The organism is Enterococcus sp. LJL51 (assembly GCF_054871795.1).
Window position 1 is genome coordinate 1 of the sequence record NZ_JBTXLW010000012.1, and the last position, 17996, is coordinate 17996.

At 41.5% G+C, this 17996-nt stretch carries 17 protein-coding genes and 1 pseudogene; 17 read left to right on the plus strand and 1 reads right to left on the minus strand.

Annotation, left to right across the window (positions count from 1 at the left end; translation table 11 throughout):
• The 6 genes and pseudogenes from ACYSNQ_RS11585 to ACYSNQ_RS11610 form a co-directional block, all read left to right on the plus strand.
• Positions 1-337: pseudogene (locus tag ACYSNQ_RS11585) on the plus strand (transposase); the annotation flags it as partial.
• A gap of 244 nt (positions 338-581) precedes the next feature.
• Positions 582-911, plus strand: a complete 330-nt coding sequence (locus ACYSNQ_RS11590; protein WP_426083496.1) for a hypothetical protein — start codon at positions 582-584, stop codon at positions 909-911.
• 206 nt (positions 912-1117) lie between these two features.
• The gene (locus tag ACYSNQ_RS11595) at positions 1118-2809 is read left to right on the plus strand and encodes a patatin-like phospholipase family protein (RefSeq protein WP_426083498.1); all 1692 of its coding nucleotides are present in this window, start codon (positions 1118-1120) and stop codon (positions 2807-2809) included.
• On the plus strand, positions 2809-3027 hold the full coding sequence (locus ACYSNQ_RS11600) for a YdbC family protein (RefSeq protein ID WP_426083500.1): 219 nt from the start codon (positions 2809-2811) through the stop codon (positions 3025-3027). Before ACYSNQ_RS11595 ends, ACYSNQ_RS11600 begins: the two co-directional genes overlap by 1 nt.
• Positions 3028-3043: 16 nt before the next feature.
• Entirely contained in the window at positions 3044-3928 is an 885-nt protein-coding gene (locus ACYSNQ_RS11605) for a YicC/YloC family endoribonuclease (RefSeq protein ID WP_426083502.1), read from the plus strand.
• A gap of 74 nt (positions 3929-4002) precedes the next feature.
• On the plus strand, positions 4003-4290 hold the full coding sequence (locus tag ACYSNQ_RS11610) for a hypothetical protein (protein ID WP_426083504.1): 288 nt from the start codon (positions 4003-4005) through the stop codon (positions 4288-4290).
• Positions 4291-4364: 74 nt separating this feature from the next.
• Here ACYSNQ_RS11610 and ACYSNQ_RS11615 read toward each other — a convergent pair whose 3' ends face one another.
• Positions 4365-5240 carry a hypothetical protein gene (locus ACYSNQ_RS11615; protein ID WP_426083506.1) on the minus strand — a complete coding sequence of 292 codons (876 nt, stop codon included), beginning with the start codon at positions 5238-5240 and terminating at the stop codon, positions 4365-4367.
• 416 nt (positions 5241-5656) lie between these two features.
• On the opposite strand from ACYSNQ_RS11615, the gene ACYSNQ_RS11620 reads away from it, so the two are divergent.
• From ACYSNQ_RS11620 to pknB, 11 genes are all read left to right on the plus strand, one after another.
• The gene (locus ACYSNQ_RS11620; protein WP_426083507.1) at positions 5657-6517 is read left to right on the plus strand and encodes a glycosyltransferase family 8 protein; all 861 of its coding nucleotides are present in this window, start codon (positions 5657-5659) and stop codon (positions 6515-6517) included.
• Complete coding sequence (locus tag ACYSNQ_RS11625) at positions 6510-7412, plus strand: glycosyltransferase family 8 protein (protein ID WP_426083509.1); 903 nt, start codon at positions 6510-6512, stop codon at positions 7410-7412. Before ACYSNQ_RS11620 ends, ACYSNQ_RS11625 begins: the two co-directional genes overlap by 8 nt.
• A gap of 264 nt (positions 7413-7676) precedes the next feature.
• The gene (locus tag ACYSNQ_RS11630; protein WP_426083511.1) at positions 7677-8210 is read left to right on the plus strand and encodes an FUSC family protein; all 534 of its coding nucleotides are present in this window, start codon (positions 7677-7679) and stop codon (positions 8208-8210) included.
• A 242-nt stretch (positions 8211-8452) separates the two neighbouring features.
• Entirely contained in the window at positions 8453-9067 is a 615-nt protein-coding gene (gene gmk, locus ACYSNQ_RS11635) for a guanylate kinase (RefSeq protein WP_426083513.1), read from the plus strand.
• Between the two features lie 4 nt (positions 9068-9071).
• Complete coding sequence (rpoZ, locus tag ACYSNQ_RS11640) at positions 9072-9377, plus strand: DNA-directed RNA polymerase subunit omega (RefSeq protein WP_426083515.1); 306 nt, start codon at positions 9072-9074, stop codon at positions 9375-9377.
• Between the two features lie 241 nt (positions 9378-9618).
• Positions 9619-12045, plus strand: coding sequence for a primosomal protein N' (gene priA / locus ACYSNQ_RS11645; protein ID WP_426083517.1), 2427 nt, complete (start codon positions 9619-9621; stop codon positions 12043-12045).
• A gap of 163 nt (positions 12046-12208) precedes the next feature.
• Complete coding sequence (gene def / locus ACYSNQ_RS11650) at positions 12209-12703, plus strand: peptide deformylase (protein WP_426083519.1); 495 nt, start codon at positions 12209-12211, stop codon at positions 12701-12703.
• Complete coding sequence (gene fmt / locus ACYSNQ_RS11655) at positions 12696-13637, plus strand: methionyl-tRNA formyltransferase (protein ID WP_426083521.1); 942 nt, start codon at positions 12696-12698, stop codon at positions 13635-13637. Before def ends, fmt begins: the two co-directional genes overlap by 8 nt.
• A gap of 1 nt (position 13638) precedes the next feature.
• A complete protein-coding gene (gene rsmB / locus ACYSNQ_RS11660) occupies positions 13639-15003 on the plus strand; it encodes a 16S rRNA (cytosine(967)-C(5))-methyltransferase RsmB (RefSeq protein WP_426083522.1) in 1365 nt (454 codons plus the stop codon).
• A gap of 14 nt (positions 15004-15017) precedes the next feature.
• On the plus strand, positions 15018-15767 hold the full coding sequence (locus tag ACYSNQ_RS11665; protein ID WP_426083524.1) for a Stp1/IreP family PP2C-type Ser/Thr phosphatase: 750 nt from the start codon (positions 15018-15020) through the stop codon (positions 15765-15767).
• On the plus strand, positions 15764-17941 hold the full coding sequence (gene pknB / locus ACYSNQ_RS11670; RefSeq protein ID WP_426083526.1) for a Stk1 family PASTA domain-containing Ser/Thr kinase: 2178 nt from the start codon (positions 15764-15766) through the stop codon (positions 17939-17941). Before ACYSNQ_RS11665 ends, pknB begins: the two co-directional genes overlap by 4 nt.
• The last annotated feature ends 55 nt before the right edge of the window (positions 17942-17996 follow it).

Genomic DNA, 17996 nt, shown 5'->3' on the forward strand with positions numbered 1-17996 from the left:
CAGAATGCAAGAAGAAGCTTTCAGATGAAAAAACAGGTTCGATTTATCGACAACGGAAAATCGATGTAGAACCAGTGTTTGGGCATCTAAAGGCTCATTTGGCGTTCCATCGTTTCCATTTACGTGGAAAACAAGGAGCGAAGATTGATGTTGGTTTGGCTCTCATGGCACTAAATCTAAGAAAATTAGGAAAATATATGGAGAGAAAGAGAAGGGAAGAAAAAAAACAAGCCCGATTTTGACATTCATCATCAAAATCGAGCTTATTTTCTTTTTGAGAGTGGATTATGTCCCACTCCCACTCACTTTTTTGCCTATTTTTCATTCGTTTATTTAATAGAATTATATATGTTAGAATAGTTTTAATTAGTGGGAGATATAAATGCTGCTTTTAGCATAGATAATCGAGTTTATTACTGATTTATTTGGTTGGTTTTTCCGTTGCTTGCAAAAAAACTATCGGTATATACACTGTAAGGGAACTGAAAGAAAAAGTGAAAACATGAGTGTCTACTATTGAATTATCAAGCTGCTAATATTTTATTGAATTGTAATTATTGAAACAGGAAAGAAGGAATTGTATGGACGATAAACGACCGCAAATAAACGTGGAGATTGACCATGTGAAGCACTATCCCTTTGTACGTGAACAGCTGAAAAAGGAGCTGGAAAATCATTATCCGGATAATCCTGAAAGAGTAGCGGATGAGCTTCACGTTGCAGATGAGCTTCACAAAATTGAAGTCGAGATGCAGAAACTCATGCACATTGTGGATCAAAAAATGCTGGAGGCAGAAAAACGAGCGTTAGGTTTGTTAAAAAATACTCCTGAACGGATTCCTTTTTATATTCAGCAATTGAATGATGCATATACAGAATGGCGTGAAGAACAACAAAAGGGTACAGAATAAGGCTCAATCAAGAAGCGGATTTTTAGGTGTGGTTCGGCTATTGGTTGTAGTATCGTTGATTGCTCTGCTTATTTCATATAAAAGATTTAGGGTGCTTCCCTCGCCCTTTTTGCTGACACAAACAGTAAAATCAGCGGGAAACCTGTAATTTTTGTTATAATTATGTGTAAGAGTTATAGAAAACTTCTCAGATTGGAGCGGACTCAATGAAGGTGCTAAGATTATTTCCCTCGGATAGCTACGATTTCTCACTAGACATCAGTCAGTCACTGAGTGTTTTGCCTTTATACGGCACTCATTCTGAAGCACAGCAGGATTTCTTTGAACAGCTGCTTGATTATAAAACGAAGACCTATGTTATTTTTAAAGATAATACCCCGACAGTGTTTCTCAGTATTAAAGATGGGCAGCTGCTGAATCTTTTGACGCCCCGTCTATTAACGATCGGCTGGCAGTTTGTTTTTGACTGCATCGAGAATATAAGCAAGCGCAGTTTTGAGCGGATAATCATAATAAAATTCTATCGCTTACTGACAGAACCGGAAACATATAGATTGTTTAAACAAGGGTATCAGATTCAAGGAAACCGTGTCGCAAGTAAAGAACTAACTTATCATACCGCATTAGTTTTAGGCGGAGGAGGTGCACGGGGCGCTTATCAGATTGGTGTCTGGCAGGCGCTAAAGGAACAGGAGATTTCCATTCGTTTGATTACAGGAACTTCTGTTGGCGCGCTCAATGGCGCGTTGATTATTCAAGATGATTTGGAAGAAGCTAGAACGATGTGGGAAAGAATTGAAACCAATCAAATTCTCTCATTTCCGATGAAAGAGCGTTCAAGTAATACATTTTCCGATATGCTTAGCCAAATTGCTTCATTTACTATAGCAGCTATTCAGACTAGAGGTGTTTCTACACAGCCTCTGCAGCAGCTGTTGAAAGATACCTTTTCACAAGAAAAACTAAATAATGCTGTACAGGATTTCTATCTTGTGACGACCGAGCTTCCGGGAGTAACGGAGAAAGTCATTCATTTCAATACCTGTAAAGATCAGCAGTGGCAGCAATGGCTGTTAGCCTCATCTTCCTTTTTTCCGGCAATGGCAGCTGCTAACATTGATGGAAAATACTATGTTGACGGAGGCTATAAAAATAATATACCAGCAGATGTGGCCCTGGCAAATGGCGGGACAGAATCGATAATTGTTGATGTTAAGGGTCCTGGCTATACTAAACGGATTAGTTTCCCTGATGCCCATCCGGTACTCTATTTAAAAACACCTTGGTCTTTAGGCACTGTATTACTTTTTGATGGTGCACGCTCTGCTGTCAACATTCAGCTTGGGTATTTTGAAATGATGAAAGCCTTAGAAAAATACAGCGGATACTGGTACACGTTTAGTGACTCGGTGGAGGTGTCTGAACAGCTGCAAGAAAAATTTTTCAAGTATCTCCGAAAAAATTATCAGCTGTCGTTATGGAAAAACAGAGAGCAGCGAAAAAAGTTCTACCAAAAACTGCGTAAATATTATAAAGACAGGGTGTACGAAGAAAACATCAGTATGGCATTGCTGGAGCTGTTGGGTAAATCAGCTGATTTACTGCCTAACCGGTTATATACATTCGCTGAGTTTATCCAGTCGATTAAGAACCAGACCGAAAAAACCGCTGAAAATGATTTTCTGGGAATGGTTTCTGTACAGGAATGGATGGGAAGATATTACGAGGAGTTTTTCTTATTGTCTGAGCGAAGACAGCTGCAGCTGCTGACTGATTTCCTTAGCGTGGAAAAAGTAGAAAAAAACCAACGATTAAAATTATTGTTTGACCGTTTTCCAGTAATGGTTTTACTGGTATTACTTAAAGAATTTATACGAGAAGAAGGAGAAGATAACTAGTGGCTCAAGAATTTTCATACGAAATTGTAGAAGAAATAGCTGTACTTTCAGAAAATGCAAAAGGCTGGCGTAAGGAATTGAATCTAGTCAGCTGGAACGACCGTCCGCCAAAATTTGATTTAAGAGACTGGGCACCTGATCATGAAAAAATGGGAAAAGGGATTACCTTAACCAATGAAGAATTTGAGACATTGCGTGAAACACTAAAATCCATGTAGAAAGGACACCCTGTCAATGAAAAGTATGACCGGCTTTGGAAAAGAAACACTACAAAACGAGCAGTATCAGATTGATGTAGAAATAAAAACAGTCAATCATCGGTTTCTGGACATACAGCTAAGAATGCCTAAAGAAACAAATGCTTATGAGCTGGATGTCCGTCAGCTGATTAAAGAAAAGCTTCAGCGGGGCCGTGTAGAGGTCTATGTAAATATTCAAAAAAACAGCGACAGCAGCAAAGAGGTTCAGGTTCACTGGCACTTGATTCATCAGCTGCTGGAAGACATTCAGACAGAGCTTCAGAACTGCTATTCTATTGGAGAATTTAATCCAGCTGCTAGTGTTAATCAATTGTTGAACAACTCGGAATATGTGGAAATTATAGAGAGTAAGGAAACGGATGAACACTTTGCACAGCTTTTCCTGGCAGCTGTTGAGGCTGGCGTTCAAAAAGCGGATCAGAGCCGTTGCCGGGAAGGCGAGAAAATCCAACAGGTTCTGCAGGAATATACGAATGATTTTTCCGGACTAGTGACAGAGCTAACGACGTTCACTGCTGCTTATGAAACAGATTATAGAGAGCGTTTTGAAACGAAGCTCAAGGAATGGTTGGGTGCTCATGTGGATGAAAGTCGTCTGTTGACGGAGATGGCACTGCTTTTAGAAAAAGGCGATATTCATGAGGAGCTGGATCGGCTGGTTATTCATATTGAAAAACTGGAAGAGCTGCTGCTGCAAACTGCGCCTGTTGGTCGGGAGCTGGATTTCATGATTCAGGAAATGAATCGTGAAGTCAATACAATCGGATCTAAGTCAAGCCCGATTGAAATTAAGAATTTTGTTGTTCAGCTCAAGACCATATTGGAAAAAATCCGTGAACAAATCCAGAACGTAGAATAAGGGTTATTCGTTTATGATTCTGCCTTTTCAAGCTATAATAATAGAGATAGAAAAACTGAACTGAGGTGGCAGTAATGATAAAATACTACGATGTAACATTTCATGAATTAAGCGGAAAGTCAGTTGTGAAAAGAGAGATTTCTTCCGAGAAAGAGGTCTTTGACGTCTGGCAGGATGCCTGTGATTCATACACAGAAGAGGCGTTTAACCTGCGAATTAACGAAGACACTTTTGTAACGTTGAACCGCCGCTTTGTCGTTCGGATTGATACCGAAGAAGTCGATGGACCAGCGGAAAAGCAGATTCGTCGTCATGATGAGCTTATGGGTGTTGTTAATACATTGTCAAACATGGGCTTTTAGAGAAGCTTGGAAAATATTAAAAAAACCGTTGAGGCTATTGCAGGGAATGCTGCAGCCTCAACGGTTTTCTTTTTTCAGCCATTCAGCAGCCAGAGAGGGTAAAGTTGGGAAAGCCATTCAGAAGGCTTTCTGCGGCTCTCGAAGCTAACATAGCCTTTATAGGAATATATATATTCAAGCTTCCATTGATTATTGCCAATCTGCTTTTTTTGAAGCAGTTCAAGCAAGGGTTGTGCGTGAGAGTCATTCGTTACACTGCCTTTTCCCATGATATAGACTAAATCAGTCAGGCTTAAAAAATAGCTTTGGGGAAAAGCTGAAGCAGTGATATGTTTGCTTATTGGTCGTTCTTCTGACAAACGTAGGAAAAAACGATGCTTCAGCATATAAGCTAAGCCTTGTTTGATAAGCTCAGCTACTTCTAAATCAGGTTCCTGTTGGTATTCCCGATAGGTCAGCAGCGCCCGCATGGTTTTTCCAATACCAATATAACAGGGTACAGTATTTAGACAACCGCCGTGTTTAAAAATACCTGTTCCATTCCAAGTACTTTGTTGTTCCCGTTCAAATAGCTGATACTTCTTAATCCAGTTTAACGCATTCTGTGCGGAAGCGGATTGACTCAGACCTAAACGGGTATAAGCCTCCAGCAGCATAGCATTATAGCATGGAACAATATCATTTCCAGCACCTGTATAGGAAAACCCCTCAGGTGTAGCCAAGGTCTGTTCTATTTTATTCAGTAGTTCTTTCGTATGTTCTAAATGACCGGCAAAGGGAATTTCTGCTAAGGCTACCAAGTTGAACAGGTTAGACAAATTATTTTCAGAGGTTGGCTGTTCAGTCAATTTGCTGACCAAAGAAGATGTCTCTAAGAGCTGCAACGCTGTTTTGTCATCAACTGGCTGATTTTTTTCACAAGCCAGCCGTAATGTTAAGGCTGTATCCATGATTTTCACCTCGCGTATTTTTTTGGCTAATGGTATGCCGAAAGCTAGACTATCAGCTCGACTTTTTAAATGCTTCCAGGTTCTATTTTACAAGAGAGATAGTCATTACTTTTGGTTGATTCCTAAAACTATCATAACAGGTGTAAGTTTTCTTGTTCAATCTTTATTCGTTTTTTTTAGCAGTTAAGCTGTTAGAAATTTAGTGATTTTTTCATTTCAATTTGTGAGATGGGAGATAAGCTATAGGACCTTGAAATAATTCCTCGTTTTAATTTATACTCAAAAATATGCATAGGAAAACAATAAATTTCCCTTATTTCTCGCTTTTTGTTCCTGTATTTTTGGTTTTAAGTCGTTTTTTTTGAAAAAAATATCATTTAGTTTTAATCTTATTTTTAAGAAAGGGGAGATCTTATATGCAATTTGAAAAAATACCTGTTGTGAGTGCTTCCGATGAACATTATGCACCATTCTTGTGTGTAATGATCACTTCTTTATTGGAAAACACTTCTCCGAATGAAGCCATCGATTTTTATATACTGGATGATAAAATATCCAGGACAAGTAAAAATTATTTGAAGCAAACTGTCAAAATCCATTCTAATCAAGCCTCAATCAGCTTCTTACCAGTTGATAACAGCCTGTATGCCGATTTCCTAGTCAGCGACCACATTACAACAACAGCTTACTTTAGAATTTCTCTACCTAAACTCCTAAAGGATTATGAGTATACTAAGGTTCTCTACATTGATGCTGATACGTTAATATTGGATGATGTCAGAAAATTGTACGATTGCCCGCTGCAGGATAAAGTGATTGGTGCAGTGATTGATCCAGGACAAACAAAAGCGCTGGCGCGTCTAGGGATTGAATCGCAGGATTACTATTTTAATTCAGGTGTCTTACTGGTAGACCTAAAAAAATGGAATGAAAAAAGGATTACAGAAAAGACTCTGGCATTTTTGACTGAACATGGAGATAAAATCATTTATCATGATCAGGATGCCTTGAATGCTGTTCTTTATGAGCAATGGGCGCCGCTGCATCCCCGCTGGAATATGCAGACTTCGTTGGTTTTTGAAAGACATCCGGCGCCAAATGAGCATTATCAGATGTTGTATAAAGAAGGCAATGATGATCCTGCAATCATTCATTTTACTGGCCATGACAAGCCGTGGAATACCCTGGTGGATCATCCATATCAGCAGCTGTACATGGAGAAACTGGGAGCAAGCATTTTTAAAAATACTAAAAAGGAAGTGGTTTCTAATGAATAAAGAAAAAATCACTATTGTCTCCTGCTGTAACGATGCTTTTGTCCCTCATCTAACCACTTTGTTTATATCGATTTTGGAAAATACCTGTGAACCATTTTCTAATTTTGCATTCTATGTTGTTGAAGACAATATTAGCTATAAGAATAAGGAACTCCTTCAGCAAAGTCTAGCGCCCTACCATGTGCAGGCTATTTTTTTAAACGTAAACGAGGAGTACTTTTCAAATGCGGTGGAAAGTGACCGAATACCGAAAACCGCTTATTTCCGGATTGTTATTCCTGAACTATTTCGAGACAAAGGGGTAGAGAGACTGCTTTATTTGGATTGCGATATGGTTGCTGCAGCAGACATTACCAATCTCTGGTCCGTTGACCTATCCGACTATTTATTGGCTGCGGTAGAGGATGCAGGCTTCCATCATCGTTTAGAAAAAATGGAGCTTCCCGTTGTATCCACCTGCTACTTCAATTCAGGCTTGATGCTGATTAATGTTGATGCATGGCTGAAAAATGATATTTCCCAAAAAGTCCTGAACTTTATCGACAAATACCCAGAAAAACTGCGTTTTCATGACCAGGACGCATTGAATGCTGTTTTGCATGATCGTTGGCTGCGGCTGCATCCCAGCTGGAATGCACAAAGCTATATAATGGAAAGGAGCAAACAGCATCCAACTGCCCAAGGTGAACAGGAATATAGAGAAACCAGAAAGCAGCCTAAAATTATCCATTATTCAGGACACATTAAACCATGGCACGAGGAGTTTGATTCCCCAACTGTGAAGTATTATGAAAGATATTACAACTTAACCGCATTTCCTCCTCATAAGCAATTTCTGATCAAGAAGTACAACCATGCACAGATTATCCGCAGTAAGAGCTCGCTAGAAGGCTAAATGCATTTCAATGCTGTCTGCAGGCAAAAAGCAGCGGATGAGTAAGAGATATTTGTACTAAGGAGAAAATCGAACAAATAATCAGCTGTTTAGAGAAGGGATGTTTATTCGTCCTGTATCTGGACAGCTTTCTTGTTTCTATGCTTTTTATTAATAAAAAAAGAGATTCACTTCATTTCCTGGTTCATTGTCGTAAAATCAGCGGTTTTCAATAGGTTTTTATGCTAGAATGGAAAGCAATGGTATTGATTAGGAGAAGTATGTATGTTTGGGTTTAAGATTGGTCTGCGGACCATAAAAACTGGAGTTAGTGTGTTTATCTGTATTTTATTAAGTATATTGCTTCGTAGAGAAACGTATGTGGTATCGGCTATTACCGCGGTATTTACCCTTAGAGAGGATATGAGCAACACCCTTTCTTTTGGCAAGCATCGAGTAGCAGGCAATACAATCGGTGCGCTTACGTCAGTTTTTGTGATTTTCATCTTTAATCTGTTTGGGGATTCAGAACTCGTCCAGCTGATTGCTGTTCCGCTGACAATTGTAGCGATGATTACGATTCTGGTAAGGTTTCAATTTCAAGAGGGCGTAGTCGGTGCAACTGCCACATTATTGACCATTGTATTTATGATTCCTGCCCATTCTTCTTATGTTTATGCGCTTAATAGAGTAGTAGACAGCTTTATTGGGTTGGGTGTGGCGATTCTTGTCAATTATCTGCTTCCAACAAAATTTGAACCGGTATTGGCAACGTTTATGGACAAGCTTAGTAGAAAAAAACAGCAGGAAACAAAATAGTGCAGGTCTTCTTTAACGCTTTTGACAGCTCTGCAAACAGTAAGAGTATTGTTTAAGAGAGAAAGAGCAACTTAGGTGGAGGCTTTTTTCATTGAAAAATAGTGGAAATCAAGCGCAGCTATCTATTTTGTGTGTAAGAAGTGATTTTCTTAGAAAACCTTAATGATAAAGTCTTGAAAATTGCTGAAAAAAAGTGCATTATAGAAATAATGACAAAGACATATAATTGAAAGGAAGTCATCATGGCAGATCGCGGTTTACTAATAGTATTGTCAGGTCCTTCTGGCGTTGGCAAAGGTACAGTTCGCAAAGCAATCTTTGAAAGCGAAGAACATGAATTTCAATATTCTGTTTCTATGACGACTCGTAAAAAGCGCGAGGGCGAAGTAGAGGGCGTCGATTATTACTTCCGCAGCAGGGAAGAATTCGAAGCAATGATTGAAGCAGGGGAAATGTTGGAGTATGCAGAATACGTAGGCAATTACTATGGGACCCCTCTTTCTTATGTAAACCAGACACTGGATGAAGGAAAAGATGTTTTTCTGGAAATTGAGGTGCAGGGAGCGCAGCAGGTTAAAGAAAAAGTTCCTGACGGCGTCTTCATCTTTCTGACACCGCCGGATTTGGCTGAGCTGAAATCCCGGATAGTCAATCGGGGAACAGATGATATGGCTGTGATTGAGCAGCGGATGCAGGTCGCAAAAGAAGAGATTGAAATGATGGCACTATACGATTACGCTGTGGTGAATGATAAAGTATCATTAGCAGTAGAACGAATCAAGCGGATTATAGCAAGCGAACATTTCCGTGTTGATCGAGTGATTGGAAAATATATTAAAATGTTAAAGGAGATGTAGCCAAATGATGTTGAAACCGTCTATTGACTCATTATTAAAAGAAGTTCCTTCAAAGTATTCACTAGTTATTCTGGCAAGTAAACGTGCCCATGAATTAGAAGCTGGCGCACAGCCGACAATCGAAAGCTTTGAGTCTGTTAAAAGTGTTGGACAAGCACTGGAAGAAATTGATGCTGCAATGGTTATCAATGATCCGAATCCAGAAGATAAGCGTGAACGTCTGCGGATGGCTAAGGAAGAGCAGAAAATGCTTAAAGAACAGGAACAAAAGGAACTGGAAGAACGTATTCGGGAAGAAAGCAATTTATAGAAATGAACAAGGTGAAATCAGGCATAGAGGGCGGCAGTCCTTCTCATTAATTCATGAGCTTAAGGAGAATAGCCTCAGCTTGTTCAATGATTATTGATAGTTAGAAGCGGGGGCAAAGATAACGAATCTGCGTCCCGGCTTTTTTTCGTCTAATATTGTCCGACAGAGGTACAAGACAAACAGCCGATTCTTTAGTACAATAGGCAAAGAGATTTTCAGTACATAGAAAGGAAGGATCGATATGGAAAAAGTTGCACAAGTCATTGTTGATGTACCAACCATGCAGACAGATCAGCCGTTTACCTATCTGGTTCCTTCAAAGCTGAGAGAACAGATTAGAGTAGGTATGCGGGTAGAAGTCCCTTTTGGGATGGGCAATAGACACGTTCAGGGCTTTATCGTTGCTCTTGATGATCGAGAAGCAGCAGAGGATTCTGCCTATGAACTAAAGGAGATTACGTCAGTTTTAGATTTGAAGCCTGTGTTGAATCAGGAAATGCTGGCATTGGCTGATTATATGAAAGAAAAGGTCTTTGCCTTTAAAATCACCTGTCTTCAAACGATGCTTCCCAGTGTAATGCGTTCTGCCTATCATAAATATATTTATTTAACGGATGAAATTGATGAAGCCCTTCAAGATGAGTTGTTTTACGGACTGGAGGAGATATCCTGGGAGGAGGCGGAAGCCAGAAATATTCTGCCTCAGTTGATGAAGCTCCGTACACAGCAGAAGGTCGATATTCGTTATGAGGTTCAGACGAAAAATAGAGTTAAAATGACCCGTTATGTGCAGACAGCAATGTCCTTTGAACGACTGGAAGAAGAAAAAGAGTCATTGCGAAAAGGGTCAAGAAAAAAGGAACAGCTGCTGCAGTTTCTCCAAAAATTAAATGAAGAGCAGCTGATTGCTGTTAAAGACATGAAGGAGAAAGGCTTTAGCACAGCTGTTTTGAATGATGGCACAGCAAAAGGCTGGCTTCGTTTTATCGAAAAAGAAACCTATCGAGATCCTTTTGCAGACCAGGAGTTTGCGAAGACGGAAGCACTGCAGTTGAATGCAGAGCAACAGATAGCTGTTGAGGATATTCTCCACTCGATGGAAACAGAACAGCCAGACACTTATTTGCTGGAAGGGATAACCGGCAGTGGTAAGACAGAGGTCTATCTCCAAGTTATCGCAGAAGTAATGGCTCAAGAGAAAACAGCAATCATGCTAGTACCAGAAATTTCATTAACACCACAGATGGTTCAGCGTTTCAAAAGCCGTTTTGGCGAACAAGTTGCGGTTCTCCATAGTGGTTTGTCCCAAGGAGAAAAATATGATGAATGGCGTAAAATCGAACGTGGAGAAGCACAAGTTGTGGTTGGTGCCCGTTCTGCTATTTTTGCTCCGCTGTCTCGTCTAGGTGTAATTATTATTGATGAGGAGCATGAAGCAAGCTATAAACAGGAGGAAACACCGCGTTATCATGCCAGAGACCTTGCTATCTGGCGGGGAGCGTTTCATGGATGTCCCATTGTACTGGGAAGTGCTACACCATCATTGGAATCCAGAGCACGGGCGCAAAAGAAGGTCTACAAGCATCTGCTTTTGACTCAGCGGGCGAATACTTCAGCAAGCTTACCTGCCATCGATGTGGTTGATATGCGTGCGGAAGTTCAACAGAAAAATGTTTCTTCATTTTCACGGCTGCTGCAGGAGAAAATCAGGGAACGTCTGGAGCGGAAAGAACAAAGTGTACTGATGCTGAACCGGCGCGGCTACTCTTCGTTTGTCATGTGTCGGGATTGCGGTTATGTATTGCCTTGTCCGAACTGTGATATCTCATTAACGCTGCATATGGATAGTAAAACGATGAAATGTCATTACTGTGGTCATGAAGAAGGGATTCCTTACAAATGTCCTAATTGTGCAAGCGATAAAATTCGTTACTATGGAACAGGAACGCAAAAAGTAGAGGAAGAATTAAAGGCGCTTTTTCCTGATAGCCGGGTTTTACGGATGGATGTGGATACCACTAGACGCAAAGGGTCCCATGAAAAAATCCTTTCAGCGTTCGAACGTCAGGAAGCAGACATTCTTCTAGGTACTCAGATGATTGCTAAAGGCTTGGATTTCCCTAATGTTACATTAGTTGGGGTGTTGAATGCTGATACAGCGTTGAATCTGCCGGATTTTCGTTCTAGTGAGCGCACCTTCCAGCTGCTGACGCAGGTAAGCGGCCGGGCTGGCCGGGCTGAAAAACCGGGTGAAGTGGTAATTCAGTCCTTTAATCCAGAGCACTATGCTATTCAGCTGGCGAAGGAGCAGGGATACGAAGCCTTTTATCAGCAGGAGATGCAGATTCGCCATAGAGGAGATTATCCGCCGTTTTACTTCACTGTACAAATTACAGCCAGTCATCCGGAAGAAAGCTATGCTGCTAAGCAGATGTTTTCTATTATGAAAGAGCTGCAGCAGGGTTTGTCAGATCAGAGTATACTGCTGGGTCCAACACCTAATGCAATTATGCGGGTGAACAACCGGTATTACTACCAAATGATTATTAAGTATAAAAAAGAAGAGCAGCTGCACGGGATTCTGAAAAAAATTCTATCAGACACGCAGGCGGCAACCGCAAAAGGGATGAAACTATCAATTGATGCAGAGCCGATGAACTTTATTTAACCGAAATGCTGCAAAATTATTGAAAGCGATACTATAGAAAGTTTCAAAAAGAATGTTTGCCATTTTCAAAAATAAACCAATTTAAAATGACTGTTGATGGAACGATTATGCTGTTCAGTACTCAGAATGGTGAACAGTAGTTAATAAACAAAAGGAGGTACGCATGCGCTATCCAATAGTAATCTATCCGGATGCTAAGCTGACGAAAAAAACGAAGCCAGTAACGCTAATTACGGATGAAATCGTTCAATTACTGGACGATATGTATGAAACAATGACTGCTCATGACGGAATCGGAATTGCTGCGCCCCAGATTGGTAAAAATTTACAGCTGGCGGTAGTTGAAATTGATGAAGAAAGCGGTTTGTTTGAACTAATCAATCCGGAAATTATTGAGCGTGTCGGTAAGGATGTTGACGTGGAAGGCTGTCTTAGTGTACCCAACCGGTATGGGACAGTACAGCGTGCTGAGGAAATAACTGTCCGCTATTTTGACCGGGAAGGGGAAGAAATAGAGGTAACTGCCTATGGCTATTTAGCACGGGCGTTTCAGCATGAAATCGATCATTTGAACGGAGAACTGTTCATTGATAAAATTATCGAAGAGATTGCTCCGGAAGATTTAGAAGCTTATATGGAGGAACAGTTAGATGACTAAAATTATTTTTATGGGAACACCGGCTTTTTCAGTTCCAATATTAGAAGGACTGATTGAAGCGGGGTATGATATACAGGCTGTGGTTACACAGCCGGATCGACCAGTTGGGAGAAAACGCATCATGACGCCTCCTCCTGTTAAGGAGGCAGCGGTGAAGCATGGTCTGCAGGTTCTGCAGCCGGAGAAAATCTCCGGATCAGAGGAAATGGAAACAATCATCGCATTGGCTCCAGATGTAATTGTTACAGCAGCCTTTGGCCAGTTTTTACCGGAACGTCTGCTGCAGGTTCCAGCGTTTGGTGCAGTGAATGTTCACGCTTCTTTACTGCCGAAATACCGTGGCGGAGCACCTGTTCATTATTCCATTATGAATGGAGAAAAGGAAACAGGCGTAACCATTATGGAAATGATTAAAAAAATGGATGCAGGCGGCATCTATGCGCAAAAGAGCATACCGATTTCACAACTAGATGATGTGGGAACGATGTTTGATAAACTCAGCTTAGTTGGAAAAGAGCTGTTGCTGGTAACTCTGCCGGGGATTCTGTCTGGGGAAACCAAGCCAGTTCCTCAGGATGAATCACAGGTGACCTTCTCGCCGAATATCACGCGGGAACAGGAACGGATTGACTGGCAGAAAACCGCCGCTGAGATTGATTGTCAGGTTCGCGGGCTGCGTCCTTGGCCGACAGCCTTTGCTGTTTATCAGGGAACGAATTGGAAAATCTGGGAAACAACGCCGTTGCTGGAAACAACCACCGCTGAACCCGGCACAATTATTAAACGAAGCAAAAAAGAATTATGGATCGCCTGTGGAGCTGGAACCGTTCTTTCAGTGAATCGTTTGCAGCCTTCAGGTAAAGGAAAATTATCTATTCAGGAGTTTTTGAACGGTTCCGGCCAAGGGGTTAAGGAATCAGAAAAGGTGGACTAGTATGGGAAAACGAATGTCGGCAAAGGTCAAAAAGTCTGTACGGTTCGCTGCACTGCAGACTATTGAACGAATTGATAAGGGCGGAGCGTATTCAAATCTGCTTTTGAGTGAAATGATTGAAAAATCCAATTTACAGGAAAATGATATTCGGCTTTTTACAGAGCTTGTTTATGGAACAGTCAGCCGCAAGCTGCTGTTGGAATACTTTCTGACGCCTTTTATCAAGAAGCCACAGAAAGTGGACAGCTGGGTGAAGAATCTGCTGATTTTATCCTTGTATCAGTCACAGTATCTGGATAAAATTCCAGATCACGCTATTATCAATGAAGCAGTAGAAATTGCTAAACAAAGAGGAAATGTAGGGGCGGGCAAGTTTGTTAATGGTGTATTGAGAAGTATTCAGCGACAAGGAGTTCCTTCAATAGAAAAAATTGCTGATCCATTAGAGCGTCTGTCTGTAGAAATCAGTATGCCTCTTTGGCTGACCCAAAAACTTGTTAATCAGATTGGCTTGGAGGAGACTCGAAAATTAGGGCTGTCCCTTTTTGAACGCAGCCATGCCAGTGCACGGGTAGATGTACGTCATCTAACTTGTGCAGAGGCCATTGAGCATCTTGAACAAGAAGAAATTCAAGCAGTCCCAAGTGTGGTTTCCCCGTATGGAATTATCGCTGAAAAAGGCTTTCTAGCTGGAAGTACATTGTTTAAAGAAGGACAAATTACTGTTCAGGATGAAAGCTCTATGCTGGTTGCTCCAGCTCTGCAGATAGAAAAAAATCACCAGGTTCTAGATGCTTGTGCAGCACCAGGTGGAAAAACAACCCATATAGCTGCGTTTTTAGAAGCTTCAGCAGGAGGCCGGGTTACAGCATTAGACATTCACCAGCATAAGGTGAAGCTGATAGAGGAAAATGCAGTTCGGCTGCGTGTTGAAGACGTGGTCATTCCAGAAAAGATGGACGCACGTTCAGTGAAAGATAATTTTCCGGCGGAAACCTTCGACCGCATTCTAGTAGATGCACCTTGTTCAGGTTTAGGTTTGATGAGAAGAAAGCCGGATATCAAATACCATAAAACAGAGCAGGACTTTGAGCAATTGCCTAAGATTCAGTTAGAAATTCTTGAAAGTACTGCACATACATTAAAGCAATGGGGTATAATGGTCTATAGCACATGCACGATTGCGAAAGAAGAAAATCAGGAGGTCGTTGCAGCATTTCTAGCAAAACATCCTGAATTTAAAAAAATCGATATAGCAGGTAATGAGCTGATTCAACAGGCAGTCACAGATCAAATGCTGACGATTTATCCCCATCAGTTTTTAACAGATGGATTCTTTATTTGCTGTATGCAGAAAGTTTCTTAAATGAGGTGAAACAAGTGGAAATCAATTTTCAAACAGATGTTGGGCGTAAACGTAATACCAACCAGGATTACGCTGGCGTATTCGAGAATCAGGCGGGTATCCCGCTGGCTATCTTAGCTGATGGGATGGGCGGCCATCTTGCCGGAGATGTGGCAAGTGAAATGGCTGTCAATCATCTTGGCGAGCGCTGGACAGCAGCTGATATCAGCAGTGCCGATAAAGCAGCACAGTGGCTGATTCAGCTGATTCAGGAAGAAAACGAAGCGATTTATGAAAAAGGACAATCCGTACCAGAGTATGCCGGGATGGGAACAACCATCGTTGGTGCAGTTTTACTGGAGCAGTCCTTTGTGCTGGCAAATATTGGCGATAGCCGAGCTTATTTAGTCCGCAACGGACAACTGGTCCAGCTGACAGAAGACCATTCGCTCGTCAACGCACTGGTGAAATCCGGTGAAATTACAGAGGAGATGGCAGCAAATCACCCTCGAAAAAACGTTTTGACCCGTTCGCTGGGTATGCCGAATACTGTAGAAGTTGATGTAGCTAGTCATTTAAGAGTAGATGATGATTATATATTGTTGTGTTCTGATGGATTAACCAACATGGTTCCTGAAGCGCTGATTTTGGAAACACTGCTTTCCGAACACTCTTTAGAGGAAAAAGTGAACTTGCTGATTTCTCTAGCTAATGAGGCTGGAGGTATGGATAATATTACGGTATTAGTCATACACTTTGATAAGGATAAGGAGGGGAACCAATGATAGAAATCGGCAGAAAACTAAATGGCCGTTATCAGATTATTGGAAATATTGGCAGCGGCGGTATGGCCAATGTATTCTTAGCTCATGATTTGATTCTCGATCGGGATGTAGCAGTAAAGGTACTGCGTTTTGACTTCCAAAACGATCAGGCAGCTATTCGGCGCTTCCAGCGTGAAGCTCTTGCCGCTACTGAGTTGGTCCATCCGAATATCGTTAGTGTCTATGATGTGGGTGAGGAAGACGGCTTACAATATCTGGTAATGGAGTACGTTAAAGGCATGGATTTGAAGCGTTATATTCAAACCCGTTACCCAATGATGTATGGTACAGTTGTAGATATTATGGAGCAGATTTTATCTGCAGTTGCACTGGCTCATGAACATCGGATTATTCACCGTGACTTAAAGCCTCAAAATATTCTGATAGACGAAGATGGCGTAGTAAAGATTACGGATTTCGGGATTGCAATTGCTCTTTCTGAAACATCGATTACTCAGACTAATACAATGCTGGGGTCTGTACACTATCTGTCTCCAGAGCAGGCTAGAGGAAGCATGGCAACCAATCAGTCAGATATTTATGCCGTGGGTGTAATACTTTATGAGATGCTGACAGGAAACGTTCCGTTTGATGGAGAGTCTGCGGTGACGATTGCATTGAAGCATTTTCAAGAGGAAATCCCTTCTGTTCGGGCATTTGATGCAAATGTTCCCCAATCACTGGAAAACGTTGTTTTACATGCGACAGCTAAAGATCCTGCTGACCGGTATAAGACAGCGGAGGAAATGTCTGAAGATTTATATACGGTATTAGCCGCTAATCGTCTAAATGAACCAAGGTGGGAGCCAACAGCACTTATGGGAGAGACCAAGGTACTGACGCCGTTGCCAGAGGAGATGCCAGAGGCCTTCGCAGCGATGGAAGAACCTAAAGAAGCCGCTATAGAAGCAGAAACACCAGAAGAAGTAACTGTTGGGAAACCAAAAAAGAAGAAAAAACAGATTATCATAATCGTTGGTCTCCTGCTGCTGGCACTTGTAGCGATAGGGGTAGGCTTATTTTATGCAGGCAGCAGTAAAGGCGAAGTGAAGGTTCCTGATGTTCGGGACAAAACAGAAGCGGAGGCCCGCAAATTGTTGGAAGATGCTGAGTTGACTGTAGTTGACGATGTGAAGCAACTGCCTGATGATACAATCGCCGAGGGAAACGTTGTTAAAACAGACCCTGAAGCAAAATCATCGGTTAAAAAAGGCCGGGAAGTGACGCTGTACATCAGCACTGGAAATAAGAAAATCAATATGGCAGACTATACGGGCGATAACTATAAGGATGCCATTGAAGCAATGAAGAAATTAGGCTTCCCTGAAAGCAATATCAAGATTGAAAAGGAAAACAGCTCTGAAGTTAGTGCGGATAAGATCATCCGTCAAACACCTGAAGCGAATACAGAGGTCGATCCAAAGACCGATCAGGCGACACTAGTGGTCAGCATGGGACCTGAAAATGTTACGTTGGATAACTATGTGGGCTATAGCTATGATAATGCGGTAGCAGCTTTGCTGACTTTAGGTATCAAGGAAGGTAATATCAATTATGCCGAAGAAGCCAGTGACACAGTAGGTCCAGGGCTGGTTATTTCTCAAAATCCAGGAGCAGGAACATCGTTTGATCCATCAAATGATAAGATTACCCTGACTGTTAGTACTGGCTCAGATAAGATTACCCTGGGCAATTATGCTGGCTACAGCTATGATAATGCAGTAAATGCTTTGGCAGCAGAGGGAATTAGTGCCGACCGGATTACTAAGGAAGAACAAGCCAGTGATTCTGTAGAGAGCGGTTCTGTTATTTCCCAAGAACCTGCTGCTGGCTCTACGTTCGACCCTAAGACCGGTCGTATCAAGCTGATTGTAAGTAAGGGCGCAGAATTAGTTAAGGTTCCTAATGTAGGAACAATGACTAGACAGGCTGCAAAATCTGAGTTGGAAAAAGAAGGTTTTGTGGTCGTTGAGCAAGTGGAAAATTCAACACAGACCAAGGATACGGTGATACGAACAGACCCGGCTGCTGGTTCAAGCATCAAGAAGGGATCCACAGTGACAATTATCTATTCAAGTGGTCCAGCTGACCCTACGCCTCAGAATGATCAAAATAAAGAAGAGACAGATCAGTAATTTGTTTATTGGATGTTTCGTTTAATAAAAGAGTTTGGAGTGATATACTTCAAGC

Coding starts and splice junctions, on each gene's coding strand:
- ACYSNQ_RS11625 (WP_426083509.1), top strand. CDS start 6,510: ATGAATAAAGAAAAAATCACTATTGTCTCCTGCTGTAACGATGCTTTT.
- ACYSNQ_RS11630 (WP_426083511.1), top strand. CDS start 7,677: ATGTTTGGGTTTAAGATTGGTCTGCGGACCATAAAAACTGGAGTTAGT.
- priA (WP_426083517.1), top strand. CDS start 9,619: ATGGAAAAAGTTGCACAAGTCATTGTTGATGTACCAACCATGCAGACA.
- rsmB (WP_426083522.1), top strand. CDS start 13,639: ATGGGAAAACGAATGTCGGCAAAGGTCAAAAAGTCTGTACGGTTCGCT.
- pknB (WP_426083526.1), top strand. CDS start 15,764: ATGATAGAAATCGGCAGAAAACTAAATGGCCGTTATCAGATTATTGGA.
- gmk (WP_426083513.1), top strand. CDS start 8,453: ATGGCAGATCGCGGTTTACTAATAGTATTGTCAGGTCCTTCTGGCGTT.
- ACYSNQ_RS11610 (WP_426083504.1), top strand. CDS start 4,003: ATGATAAAATACTACGATGTAACATTTCATGAATTAAGCGGAAAGTCA.
- ACYSNQ_RS11605 (WP_426083502.1), top strand. CDS start 3,044: ATGAAAAGTATGACCGGCTTTGGAAAAGAAACACTACAAAACGAGCAG.
- def (WP_426083519.1), top strand. CDS start 12,209: ATGCGCTATCCAATAGTAATCTATCCGGATGCTAAGCTGACGAAAAAA.
- rpoZ (WP_426083515.1), top strand. CDS start 9,072: ATGATGTTGAAACCGTCTATTGACTCATTATTAAAAGAAGTTCCTTCA.
- ACYSNQ_RS11620 (WP_426083507.1), top strand. CDS start 5,657: ATGCAATTTGAAAAAATACCTGTTGTGAGTGCTTCCGATGAACATTAT.
- ACYSNQ_RS11595 (WP_426083498.1), top strand. CDS start 1,118: ATGAAGGTGCTAAGATTATTTCCCTCGGATAGCTACGATTTCTCACTA.
- ACYSNQ_RS11615 (WP_426083506.1), bottom strand. CDS start 5,240: ATGGATACAGCCTTAACATTACGGCTGGCTTGTGAAAAAAATCAGCCA.
- ACYSNQ_RS11590 (WP_426083496.1), top strand. CDS start 582: ATGGACGATAAACGACCGCAAATAAACGTGGAGATTGACCATGTGAAG.
- fmt (WP_426083521.1), top strand. CDS start 12,696: ATGACTAAAATTATTTTTATGGGAACACCGGCTTTTTCAGTTCCAATA.